Here is a 12,751-nt window from a genome sequence, read left to right as displayed (position 1 = left end):
GATGGTGGACGCATCCAGCAATGGGCTATGGTCATGAATCAACTATTAGTTCATGACCACCTAAAGGAACGTGTGAAGAAATATCTAGAATAACTTACACACTTTTCTTGACAAGCCCTCTCTACATGATTTTATTTTATTATTTCCTTTATTTGCTTGCTTCGCAGCTTCTTGAGAGCATCTCTTCGCCATGCTTTCACTGCTGCTATCGATGTAGACTCTTCTTTTGCAATTTCATTCGCTGCTTTTCCATAAAGACAATAACCCTTTAGCCATTTTAGTTGATTATTTGTTAACAATGGTGAAAGATTTTCGATAATGGAACGAGAGTACAGAACAGAAAAATCTTCAAGATAAGCTTCTTCGTAATCCACTATTTCCTTTACTAGATCGTGATTGTTCTTCTGTAATCCTTGTTTTGTCAGCTCTGTTTTCATTCGTCCGGCAATATACGAATACGCAAAGGAGGAAAACTTCCCTTTATTTTTATCAAATCGAAGTGCTGCCTCCCATAATGCTATACATCCGATCTGATAAAACTCTTGTTTGTTTTGATAAATATTTAGTCTTTTCATAACATGAAAAATCATTGGTTTAAACTTTTTTTCCAATTGTTCAAAATCTTTATCGAGCATGAATGGATTCCTAACAAAGAATGCATTCTTTTTTATTCCGCGGTACTTTGAGCATACCAATCTATGTTTTTCCAAGAAATGCAAGGAAACGGAAGGATATTAGTATTATCGACCTACATATGCTTGATAATTTACGGTGTTCTGAGCGAGATTTTCTATGCTTTCAGTGTGAAATCTCCTATATTTAGTCATTTTTGTCCGTTAGCTTCCTCATAAAATCATGGTAATCTTGCCAATAATTGTGGGATGTTTTACATGAATGAACCTGTTAGGCTTGTACTTGTAGCAAAAATAACAGACACAGTTGCTTACTCATTTCAAAACATTACGAACCTTAGGAGGTTACGAATCTATGAAAAAAACAATTTTAAAACTTGTTGCTGTTTCAACATTAGCTTTATCGCTAGTTGCGATTACAGCTCCACAATCAAAAGCTAGTGCTGCAACAACACATCAAGTAACAGCGGGAGATACGCTATGGTTAATTGGGAAGAAGCATGGAGTGCCAGTTAAAACGTTGATGTCAGTAAATAAGAAATCCTCACATTTATTATTAGTTGGAGAAAAATTAACGATTCCAGAAAGCTTATCTTCAGCAGATCGAGATTTATTAGCACGCCTTGTTCATGCAGAAGCTAAAGGTGAGCCATATGCAGGAAAGGTTGCAGTAGCAACTGTTGTGTTAAATCGAGTAGATAGTTCATTATTCCCGAATAATGTGAAGAATGTAATTTATCAAAATGTCCAAGGGGCTTATGCATTTACCCCAGTACAAAATGGGACGATTAATCAACCTGCAGATGCTGAAGCTAAGGAAGCTGTAAAAGAAGCATTAGCATATCGTGGTATGGGTCATAAATCTTTATATTTCTACAACCCTAAAACAGCGAAAAGTGATTGGATAAAAACACGCAAAGTAACTCTAACAATCGGTAATCATCGCTTTGCGAAATAAACTATTTAAAAAAGAGTTTGGGCTAAAATGTCCAAACTTTTTTTACAAGGTAAGAAAGTATAACATTTTGAACTTAGTTTTAGTGTCTAGCTCCAGCGCCTAGCCCCTCGAGGTCATAAGTCAATTTGGAATTGAAGGCAAAGAACGCCTTCTACTCCAAATCGCCTTATGCTTGTCGGGGCTGATCAAGGCGCTTGCGCTTTTCTTATAAAGGATAAAGCTTTGATTTATCGAATTTAAAAGATATGAATTATATTTTAGGAGTTGATACTTTGAGTGAGCAACACGTACGAAATGAAAAAGGGAAATTTGGAAAAACGATTCAAGTTCGACTTGTTTCTGATTTAAAAATATCTAAAAATTATTATCGTGATGTATTAGGGTGTAGGGTTGATGATTGGGGACATGTGGAAAGGGATGGGATGATTCTTATTCTACAGGAAGCAAAAACTTCTCAAGATGTTAAACCGAATGCACCGTCAAAAAAGCGAAATGATTATCCAACTGAATGGGAAGGGCCAGACTTTGGTTGGGATACATTTATCCATGTTAGCTGGAATGACTTAGATTTATTAGTAGAAGAGGTTCACTCTAAGGGTGGAAAGGTTGCAGTAGATCCTTATGTAGGTTCACATGGTGGTAAGGAATTTAAAAATGCTGCTTTCGAAGATCCGGATGGCTACATGATTGTATTGGGTGCGATGCGAGATATTAGCTTTTACGAATAGTTATAAGCTGGATAGATATTTTGGATAGAATATTCCTCCTTCATACTAGAATTTTAATACTATTTAGATGTCTTGTCTCATAAAGATTAAATAAGGACTAGTTTATTATGAGGGGACATTTCATCATGAATTCATTTGTACGAGGGACATTGCTTCTTGTTATTGCTGCTTTTTTCGGTGAATGCCTAGAGTTTTTTGTTAATATGATTTTAGCAAGAGAACTAGGTGAGGTAGGTATGGGGTTATATATGTCGATCCTTCCGATCATATTTTTAATTGTTACGATTGCAAGCTTGGAACTACCGATTTCCATCTCGAAATTTATTGCTGAGAAAAAAAGAGAGACCCATTTTCATATGTTGAAGCATACGTTATTTATTACAATTTGCTTTACAGCTGTTTTTATTGCTGTCACAATGATATTCCTTCCATATATTCCAGTGTTTAATGGATATCATCCGTACGTAAAATGGTTAGTGATTATCCTTATCCCAATCGTTTCTTTCTCGTCAATTGCAAGAGGATATTTTATGGGAATTCAACATATGGGGAAAATTGCCTTAACAAACTTTGTCAAAAAGGTTGCCCAATTATTCCTGTTGTTATGGGTTTATCAATCATTTCAATTTGATTTGCAAATGGCACTTTTTATTGCATTAGCAACGCTTGTCGCTAGTGAACTCTTAGTTTGTACATATTTAGTAGCTGTTTATTTTATTCATTTTCATATGCTTGGTAAGGGACCGAAGCAGTTTCTTGATGGGAAAGTAGTGAGAAAGGCGTTACTTTCAGTGTCACTTCCAACTACAGGATTACGACTTTTTCACTCTTTAACACATGCTATCCAGCCTTTCCTAGTAAAGGCGGCATTAATAGGTGCAGGCTTTTCGAGTGTAATGGCAACAGAGCATTACGGAATGTTAGCAGGGGTAGCAATGTCAATAGGTTTTTTTCCAGCATTTATTGGACATTCATTGATGACCATGCTTATTCCAAACGTATCAGAAGCTTTTGCTGAGAGAGACCAATATCGCTTAGTACGACTTCTCAAACAAGCGTTAATGATCACGTTTTTATACGGGACAATTAGTATTGTTGCCATGTATCTATTTGCAGAGCCGTTAACACATTTATTCTTCCACTCAACATCAGCAGCCAACTACTTGAAGCTGTTATGGCCATACTTTTTATTCCATTTTTTCATAATTCCAATGCAAGCATATTTAATAGGGTTAGGCTTAGTAAAGGATGCCTTATTTCATAATATTTGGTCACATCTCATCTCGTTTGCAATGATGTACTTATTAGGTTCAATTGATTTTTTAAATATGGAGGGCATTATTATTGGGATGAATATGGGAGCTGTCCTTTTAATGCTTATGCATTATGTAACCATTTGTAAACGATTAGGAATCAGTGTTTATTTTATGGTAACAAGATTATCTTATTAATAGTATAATGAGGCAAGGGTTAGACCCCTCAAACAGAACTTATAGGATTTCCTATATTCTTGTTTGAAAGGGTCAGACCCTTTTTTTATTGTTTCTGAATGTTTCAATCTATTATACAAAAGATAAGGATATTAAAAAATGTGGAGGGGTACATAAACGTGAGGAAAGAGCATTGCAACAAATTATTAATCGTTGGTTTATTAATCATTACTTGTTGCCTAACAACTGAAGCTTATGCAAATAATTCGGTTGGAGAAAAAGCATCCGAATTTACAATAATGACGGTAGGAGGGGAACAGATTAAGCTATCCAATTATAAAGGAAAGGTAATGGTGCTTAACTTTTGGACAACATGGTGTACATATTGCCAAGAGGAGATGCAGGAGCTAATTGATTTTACTAACGAGGTGAAGTCGTTAGATATAAATGTGATCGCGATTAATGTCACAAATACTGAAAGAAGTAAAAAAGCTGTTGAACAGTTTGTCAATAGCATTGAAATACCATTTGAAATTGGATTAGATGAAGATGGTGAAATAACAAAGGATTATCGCGTCATAGGGATTCCGACAACGTTTATTATAGATAAGGGTGGGAGAGTGAAGAAGATATTATATGGACCGATAACAAAGGAATTATTAATGAAGGAAATCAAGTGAATTTTTCATATTTATTGATAGGTTATAAGGTAGTTTATTTTTTTGAACTCTGACATGTGCGTTGCGAAAGGGATTATCCTGAAGAACTTTCTAATTGAGAATAAAAATCTTTATTATTTATAATTATTATTATTTAGTAATTATAATAATTATCTCTTGAAAGTATTCTTATATTTGTTATAATGGGTAATATACTAAGGAAATAACGAATTTATAAGGATTTATTCAGAAGAGAAGCAATGATGATGATGAATCTTATTCTCAATTAGAAGGAGTGAGGAATTTGCAATTAAATAGTGCAGAGCAATTAGCGAATCCAATTCATGAACATAAAAGTCGATTAAATAATAAGTGGGTAGAACATATAGAGCTTATTAATGCGATAATCGCTGGAATTCTTATTGCCATTGGATGGGTTTTAGATGCAAATGGAAATAATGGTTTAGCAATTCCGTTTTTTATCCTTGCATTTATTATTGGAGGCTATGCAAAGGCAAAAGAGGGCATTGAAGAAACTATTGCCGAGAAGACTTTAAATGTCGAATTACTAATGGTTTTCGCTGCAATTGGATCAGCGATTATTGGCTATTGGACAGAAGGAGCCGTTCTCATTTTTATATTTGCTTTAAGTGGTGCACTTGAAACATATACGATGAATAAAAGCCAAAGGGAAATTTCATCGTTAATGAGTATGCAGCCTGAAGAAGCGTTACTAATAGAAAACGGTCATGAACGTCGGGTGCATGTTTCCGCATTACATGTAGGAGATATGATTTTAGTAAAGCCTGGAGAGCGGATTCCAACAGATGGTATTATTATGTCTGGAAAAACGAATATTGATCAATCAGCAATTACTGGTGAATCAATGCCGGTTGAAAAAGCAATTCATGATGAAGTCTATGCTGGGACAGTAAATGGCAATGGTTCAATAACAGTAACTGTATCGAAAAAAAGTACGGAAACAATGTTCCAAAAAATTATTGACCTTGTACAATCAGCACAATCTGAAAAATCACCATCACAGCAATTTATAGAAAAATTTGAAGGTACTTATGTAAAAGCAGTTTTAGCACTTGTCGCGATTATGATGGTACTGCCTCATTTTGTTCTTGGCTGGAGTTGGCATGAAACGATTTATCGGGCTCTTGTATTAATGGTTGTTGCTTCACCTTGTGCTCTTGTTGCATCAATTATGCCTGCTACATTATCTGCGATATCAAATGGAGCTAAAAATGGTTTATTATTCAAAGGTGGTGTACATTTAGAGCAATTAAGCAAAACAAAGGTTGTCGTATTTGATAAAACTGGTACGCTTACAAAGGGCGAGCCAACTGTGACAGATATTATTATTTCAAAAGCTGTAGATAAGCAGGAATTTAATGAGGCTGTTTTAACTATTGAGAATCAATCAAACCATCCGTTAGCAAAAGCAATTGTTGCAAAGCTGCAAGATAATACAAATGGGCAAAAAGTGAATCTTGCTTCTGTTGATGAAAAATCGGGATATGGTGTAAGTGCTGAATTAAACGGTAAGCAATGGAAAATCGGAAAGGCTGATTTTGTCGGTCGGGAAGATGCAATCCATTATCATGATGGAATAAGTGAAAAGCTATCAAGTGAAGGAAAAACAATTGTATATGTTGTGTGTGATGATGAGATTGTCGGTTTGTTAGCCTTAAAAGATGTTGTACGAGAGGAAGCAAAACGAGCGATCCAAACATTGAAAGAAAACGGAATAAAAACAGTCATGCTTACAGGTGATAGTCGGGATACTGCTGAGGCGATTGCGAAGGAACTACAGTTAGATGAGTTTAAAGGTGAATGTCTTCCTTCTGATAAGGTAACAGAATTGAGGATTTTACAGGAAAAGTATGGAACAGTCACAATGATTGGTGATGGAATTAATGATGCCCCAGCGCTAGCAACATCAGATGTTGGTATTGCAATGGGTGAGGGAACCGATGTTGCACTTGAAACTGCTGATATTGTCTTAATGAAAAATGAACTTTCAAAGTTAACTAAAGCAGTAAGCTTATCGAAAAAAATGAATCGAATTGTTAAACAAAATATTGTCTTTTCTATGGCAGTAATTGCTCTTTTAATTTGTTCTAACTTTATTCAAGTATTAGATCTCCCATTAGGAGTAATTGGCCATGAAGGTAGTACAATTCTTGTTATATTAAATGGATTACGGTTATTAAGAGGGGAATAAATGGGACCGGTTAGTTTTATAAATAGCGTTTTTGCAATAAAAAAGAGGATGACGTAGGTTTGTCGTCCTCTTTATTTTTACATTTAATGAGATTCAGTTGTTGAAGTAACAGCATCATCTTCGTCTGGTCTTTTGCTAACAATAATGTATGATGCGACTAAGCAACAAAAACCAATCGTCCAACCAAATACTGTACTATAATAATAGAAATCAATCAGTAGCATGCCGATTATTGGAGCGAGCAAAGCAATAATACATAAAATCGGAACGACATGACGTTTAATTCTTCGAAGCACGTAAAACACTCCTTCAATGAAGAAAGATAAAAACATAATCAGGAATGAATTATGTAAAGTTAGTTTGATAGTAAATAGTATACAAGAAAAAAGTTATTTCGAGTACCTTTGTAATGTTAAATAGTTGTTACAATTGACATGAATTTGTCGAATTTGTGAAAAAAACATAAAAGTGATAAATTCGACTTTTATTTATCAGAATGAGCTGTTTATTTCTGTAGCTAGAAATAGAATATGTTATCATTATAGTAAGATAATTTGGAGGTTGTTAATAATGAAAGAACGTCAACAGAAACTAATTAATTGGATGATTAATAATGATATTGACATTTGCTTTATTCAATCAAAGGATAATATTTTTTACTTATCTAACATGTATTCAGAACCACATGAAAGGCTAAACGGGTTATTCTTTTTTAAATCAAGTGAGCCATTTCTAATTTGTCCACAAATGGAAGTGGATCAAGTAAAAGAAGCTGGATGGGAAAGTGATATCGTTGGATATAGGGATCACGAAAATCCTTGGAATTTAATTAAGGCTGAATTTGAACGCAGAAATTTGACATCAATAAATAAGCTTGCAATAGAGAAAGAAGTTACGAACTACTATCGCGTGGAACAGTTACAAAATATTATAAAGGATCAAGTCGAAATTATTGCTGTTGATTCGACAATGAATGAGCATCGAGTTATAAAGGACGAAAGAGAAATTAACATTTTAAAACAAGCTGCAGAGTTGGCTGACTATGGTGTGGAAGTAGGTGTATCTGCTCTTAAAGAAGGAATAACTGAATTAGAGGTACTTGCAAAGATCGAATATGAATTGAAGAAGAAGGGGATTAGAGAAATGTCCTTTTCAACAATGGTTTTATTCGGGAAAAACTCAGGACTGGCACACGGAAATCCTGGGTTAAATAAGTTGCAAAAAGGCGATATTGTTCTATTTGATCTTGGTGTAGTTCTAGATGGTTATTGCTCAGATATTACTCGTACAGTTATGTATCAATCATATAATGAGCAACAAAAGGATATATATGATACGGTTTTAAAAGCTCAATTATCTGCTTTAAATGAAAGTAAGATTGGAACTCGAATTGGTGACTTAGACAAACTTGCAAGAGGTATCATTGCTGAGGCTGGATATGGAGACTATTTTCCTCATCGACTAGGACATGGTCTAGGGATAAGTGTTCATGAATATCCTTCAATGAATATGACGAATAACGGTCTAATTAAAGAAGGAATGGTATATACAATTGAACCAGGAATCTATATTCCTGAAATTGGAGGAGTCAGAATTGAGGATGATGTCTTAATTACAAAGGATGGACATCAGACATTAACAAACTATCCGAAAGAGTTCACAGTTATAAAATAATTGGGAAATAGATATGAAGGAAACGGTTTGGGAAAAGGTATGAAAAAAGCGTTAGTATGTGTTATCCTTTTGTTTTTCTTAGCAGGATGCACATTTGGTCAACCGACAAATGGATTTATTGACGCAGAGGTTATAAAGGTAATCGACGGCGATACGATTAAGGTTCGCGTGAATGGGAAAGAAGAAACGGTTCGTTTGCTATTGATTGATACTCCTGAAACTGTTCATCCGACAAAACCTGTTCAACCTTTTGGTGTGGAGGCAAGTAATTTTACGAAAGAAAAATTAACCGGCAAAGATGTACAATTAGAAATGGATGTTGGTGAACGAGATAAGTACGGTAGAGTGTTAGCGTATGTTTATATTGATAATACAATGGTAAACGAACAATTATTAGAAAAGGGATTAGCAAGAGTAGCATATGTATATGAGCCAAATACAAAATATGTAGATGAATTTTATGAGATCCAAAAAAATGCTATGGAACAGGAAATAGGAATTTGGAGCATTGAGAATTATGCAACAGAAGATGGTTTTGTGGAAGAAGCTGTTGGAGCAGAAAAAAAAGCAGAGGTTGAAAAAACCAATCAAGCATGCAAAATAAAAGGAAATATTAATTCCGCTGGAGAAAAAATATACCATACTGAAAGCTCTCCATCTTATAAAATTACTAAGCCAGAGGAAATGTTTTGTTCTGAGAAAGAGGCAATTGCAGCAGGTTACCGTCCTGTAAAAGATAAATGATAAAATAAGGTTAACCATGAAATATGAGTATGGTTAGCCTTTTTTATTTATATTTAGATTTTGACTTTACATGAATAAGAGAAATGTGGTTAAATTATATTCACATACAAATCGTAAAGGTTTCGATTTATGTTTTTGTGAAAATTGGATATAAATCTAAGATAATGATGTTAAGATATGCCAAAAGGTGAATTTATTAATTATGAATAGCTTTACGATAAGTTGAAAATCGTAATAATTTTGATTTAGGGGTGTTTTAGAATTGAGAGTGAAAATAACTTTGCAATGTACAGAAACCGGTGACAAAAATTATATAACAACGAAGAATAAACGGACACATCCAGAAAGATTAGAATTGAAAAAGTATTCTCCGAGGTTAAAAAGAATGACAATCCATCGCGAAACAAAATAAGTATATTTTAGGCTAAACCGATTAACGATTTGTATGTAGGAATATATCTAGTACATTTAATACATATGCTAAGTGGTTTTCCTAGCTTACTAAGGGATAATGACGATTGGTTATATCTTTGTAGCTTAAATAAAGATAAAGCTTTAATACAAAACGTTATATTAAGGTTTTAAGTAGGTGTTATATGGAATCATCGCAACGAGTAAATAGGCAATTAAATAAAGATGAACGAATTAGTAATAAGCACTATCTTATTCTCGCTATACCACTAATTATCGCTGGTATCTCAACTCCGATATTAGGTGCTGTTGATACGGCAGTTGTTGGGAGATTACCGAACCCTACAGCTATTGGTGGAGTAGCAATTGGAGTGTTAATTTTTAATACGATATATTGGCTTTTTGGATTTCTTCGCGTTAGTACAACAGGATTTACTTCACAAGCACTTGGTGCCCACGATGAAAACGAGACAATGCTGTCACTTTTTCGACCAATGATGATTGCTTTTATTCTTGGTATTATTTTTATCCTTGCACAAAATATTATCTTTGATTTAGCAATTTTATTACTTGAACCAACTAATAATGTGACTAGACTAGCAGAATCATATTTTTCTATTCGAATCTGGGGATCTCCCTTTACGTTGTTAAATTATGTAATTGTTGGTTGGCTTATGGGTTTGGGGAAAGTTCAATTATCATTAATTATCCAAGTTGTTATGAATGTTATGAATATCATTCTTGATCTGTTATTTGTTTCTTATTATGGATTAGGTGTTAGTGGTGTAGCATATGCAACATTGATTTCTGAAGTTTTTGCCTTTTTACTAGGTGGATGGTTTATTTTCCAAGGTAATAAAACAATCTTCAAAAAAATTAAACCTACATCCGTTATTAGTACATCACAATTTAAGGCAATGTTTATCGTCAATCGAGATCTGTTTTTGCGGACAGCTTGTTTACTTATGATGACCTGCACATTTACTGCTGTTGGATCTCGGCTAGGAGAGGTAGCTCTAGCATGTAATGCAATCCTATTGCAATTGCATTATATTTTGGCATATTTTTTTGGTGGTTTTTCTAATGCTTCAAGCATATTTATTGGTAAAGCAATCGGTGCTAATAATAAATCTCAATTTAAACAAGCGATAAGATTATCAGCAAAATGGGGATTTTTAACTGCAATTTGTCTATCCATGCTAGTCTATCTATTTGGTGACTTCATCGTTTCGATATTTACATCTATAAACGAAGTGAAAGAAATGGCTCTTCAATATTTAGGCTGGATTGTTATTTTTCCACTTGTAGGATTCTGGGGATTACATTTAGAAGGAATATTTTCGGGTGCAACAGAGGCGAAAGATATTCGGAACACAATTGGAATTGCATTGCTCATTTTTCTAATCATCATTTGGGTAGCACTGCCAGTTTATTATAATAACGGTTTATGGCTTGCATTCATCATGTTTTGTTTTGCAAGGTCTTTCTTTTTATCATTATGCTTACCATCTCTTGAGAGAAGAGTGTTTAACTAGTCAAATTCAAGGGATCATTGCGAAGAGGCTGCCTCAAAACCAATGGTTCAGACCCCTCAAACACAGAATATAGACTAATGATGAGGAAAGTTTACTATATATCAGTGTTTGTTGGAGGGGTCAGACTCTTTTGAGTCACTCTCACTTCCTAGTTGAACAATTACAAGAATGACATTTATTGTACATCCTAATAATTGTATATTTCAACTATGTAATCAATATCTTTGATAGCTATCATATATTTGACGCATATGATATAAGCCCTACCTCTCTTATATCGTTACGGCTCCGAGGCCGCTCCACAGACAATTTAGCGTCACGTTAGGATATTCATCTTTTCATAGCGCGCTACTTATGTATTACCCCGTTTGAAATTGGTAAAACATTAAAACAAAATTTGAAACTAAATATAAGATAATTAACTTTTTGCGAAGAAATAAACATATATTGTAGTATTTGAAATTTAGAGCCAACGGAATTTTTAGAAGAAATTATTTTATGATACCCTCTTATTTGTAGACCTCGAAGCAGACAAAATTTGCGACAAAGAAAAAACTCTTATTTGCTTGCGTGAAAAGCAATATGCAACTAGATGCTCATTGTCAATGCTTTTTACAAGAATTTTTCTTTGTGAAAACTGTCCTTGTCGTGATAAATATATAATTTCAATAGGCTTTTGCTCGATGTAACTATATTTTATACATTGCTCCATGATGAACACCTCGTTATTGTTCTGTTGGTAATATTATATACGAACATACATTCGTATTCAAGAAAAAAGAACGTACGATCGGTAAAAAGATTGCCATATTTTTCTTTTTTTATTCATAGAATGATGGGAGGGATTAATTTTTTTTAGGAAAGGGGAAAGACGATGACAGCTACTGATAGCATGAAACTGATTCAAGAAATCGTAGATGATATTATTCGCTTGTCGGTAATGGACAAAGGGGATAGACAAATGAATGAGCATGAAAAAGCAATTGAATTACTTGCAAGAGCTTTGTATGATTTTACCGTCTTTCATCAACCACCTTATCCACCTAACGAAGAAGCATTAAAGGGAACAATTGCTAAAGTGAAAATTGCTTATAATACAATTGAACGAACAAAGAAAACAAATATTAGGATGACAAGGTTAAATGTAAACACTTCAAAATAAAAAGACGGTAGAAAAACCGTCTTTTTTATTCATTTAACTTTAATTTTTTCTTAAGGACAGGTAACTTATACTCGATGTCAAAAAATAATGGGACATTTTCATCATTGTATAAAATAATACGGTCTTGCTTCATCGTAGGTCCACTTACAATTAAGACCTCACTAATAATATCGTTAAACCACTTGTTTTCAACTTTAACTGATTTTGTTAATGGAATTTTAATTAAGTATCCTTCTTGTGGGATAGGTGATGCTTGAACTGTCACTCTTTTAATCGACTTTATTGCTTTTATCACCTCATCGTCCATCTCCACTGATGTTTCAGCTTCTTTTATAACCGAATTAGATTTTATATCTAATACTTTAATCATTGAAGCTGCTTCTGTTCGTTCGTAAGGGATGAAAATAGAAAAGAAAATAATGTAAATAGCCAATAACTTTAAAGTAAGCTTCATCATATATCACCTCATTTTTAATATCTCATTAATTTAATTAATTACATATGAAATATTTAGAAACTAAAAATTTTTCTACATTAAACGACAAATTTATTGACGTTGATTGTTAACTCTTGTACGATATGAAG

Annotated in this window: 13 protein-coding genes; 10 read left to right on the top strand and 3 right to left on the bottom strand. The window is 33.8% G+C overall.

All coding sequences use genetic code 11. From position 1 onward, the window contains the following. Positions 1-131: 131 nt before the first annotated feature. Positions 132-635, bottom strand: a complete 504-nt coding sequence (locus tag ACTJJ9_RS19225; protein ID WP_145580880.1) for a sigma-70 family RNA polymerase sigma factor — start codon at positions 633-635, stop codon at positions 132-134. Between the two features lie 352 nt (positions 636-987). Between ACTJJ9_RS19225 and ACTJJ9_RS19220 the strand changes: the two genes are divergently transcribed. The 5 genes from ACTJJ9_RS19220 (at position 988) to ACTJJ9_RS19200 (ending at position 6,640) form a co-directional block, all read left to right on the top strand. Beyond that, entirely contained in the window at positions 988-1,590 is a 603-nt protein-coding gene (locus ACTJJ9_RS19220) for a cell wall hydrolase (protein ID WP_186324125.1), read from the top strand. A gap of 272 nt (positions 1,591-1,862) precedes the next feature. Continuing rightward, positions 1,863-2,318: a VOC family protein gene (locus ACTJJ9_RS19215; RefSeq protein WP_186324124.1), complete on the top strand. Its 456-nt coding sequence runs from the start codon at positions 1,863-1,865 to the stop codon at positions 2,316-2,318. 125 nt (positions 2,319-2,443) lie between these two features. Beyond that, entirely contained in the window at positions 2,444-3,769 is a 1,326-nt protein-coding gene (locus ACTJJ9_RS19210; protein WP_145580878.1) for a polysaccharide biosynthesis protein, read from the top strand. A 158-nt stretch (positions 3,770-3,927) separates the two neighbouring features. Then, positions 3,928-4,428 (top strand): peroxiredoxin family protein, encoded by a 501-nt coding sequence (locus tag ACTJJ9_RS19205; RefSeq protein ID WP_170944498.1) that lies wholly within the window; start codon positions 3,928-3,930, stop codon positions 4,426-4,428. Between the two features lie 319 nt (positions 4,429-4,747). After that, on the top strand, positions 4,748-6,640 hold the full coding sequence (locus ACTJJ9_RS19200) for a heavy metal translocating P-type ATPase (RefSeq protein WP_145580896.1): 1,893 nt from the start codon (positions 4,748-4,750) through the stop codon (positions 6,638-6,640). An 83-nt stretch (positions 6,641-6,723) separates the two neighbouring features. On the opposite strand, the gene ACTJJ9_RS19195 is transcribed toward ACTJJ9_RS19200, so the two are convergent. Continuing rightward, on the bottom strand, positions 6,724-6,936 hold the full coding sequence (locus ACTJJ9_RS19195) for a hypothetical protein (RefSeq protein ID WP_145580876.1): 213 nt from the start codon (positions 6,934-6,936) through the stop codon (positions 6,724-6,726). A 274-nt stretch (positions 6,937-7,210) separates the two neighbouring features. Here ACTJJ9_RS19195 and ACTJJ9_RS19190 point away from each other — a divergent pair, with 274 nt between their 5' ends. From ACTJJ9_RS19190 to ACTJJ9_RS19170, 5 genes are all read left to right on the top strand, one after another. Beyond that, on the top strand, positions 7,211-8,314 hold the full coding sequence (locus ACTJJ9_RS19190; RefSeq protein ID WP_145580875.1) for a M24 family metallopeptidase: 1,104 nt from the start codon (positions 7,211-7,213) through the stop codon (positions 8,312-8,314). A 39-nt stretch (positions 8,315-8,353) separates the two neighbouring features. After that, positions 8,354-9,058 (top strand): thermonuclease family protein, encoded by a 705-nt coding sequence (locus ACTJJ9_RS19185; protein ID WP_145580895.1) that lies wholly within the window; start codon positions 8,354-8,356, stop codon positions 9,056-9,058. 262 nt (positions 9,059-9,320) lie between these two features. Beyond that, entirely contained in the window at positions 9,321-9,470 is a 150-nt protein-coding gene (gene rpmG / locus ACTJJ9_RS19180; protein WP_095303546.1) for a 50S ribosomal protein L33, read from the top strand. Between the two features lie 184 nt (positions 9,471-9,654). Then, a complete protein-coding gene (locus ACTJJ9_RS19175) occupies positions 9,655-11,004 on the top strand; it encodes an MATE family efflux transporter (RefSeq protein ID WP_255451802.1) in 1,350 nt (449 codons plus the stop codon). An 874-nt stretch (positions 11,005-11,878) separates the two neighbouring features. Next, the gene (locus ACTJJ9_RS19170) at positions 11,879-12,166 is read left to right on the top strand and encodes a hypothetical protein (protein WP_095303548.1); all 288 of its coding nucleotides are present in this window, start codon (positions 11,879-11,881) and stop codon (positions 12,164-12,166) included. Between the two features lie 25 nt (positions 12,167-12,191). Here the strand turns inward: ACTJJ9_RS19170 and ACTJJ9_RS19165 are convergent, their stop codons facing one another. Further along, positions 12,192-12,623 (bottom strand): hypothetical protein, encoded by a 432-nt coding sequence (locus ACTJJ9_RS19165; RefSeq protein ID WP_145580874.1) that lies wholly within the window; start codon positions 12,621-12,623, stop codon positions 12,192-12,194. Positions 12,624-12,751 lie beyond the last annotated feature (128 nt).

The organism is Metabacillus sp. 22489 (genome assembly GCF_052044855.1).
GTDB classification, from domain to species: Bacteria; Bacillota; Bacilli; order Bacillales; family Bacillaceae; genus Metabacillus; species Metabacillus niabensis.
The sequence above is the reverse complement of the archived record's forward strand: the minus strand, read 5'-3'. Positions and strand labels throughout refer to the sequence as shown.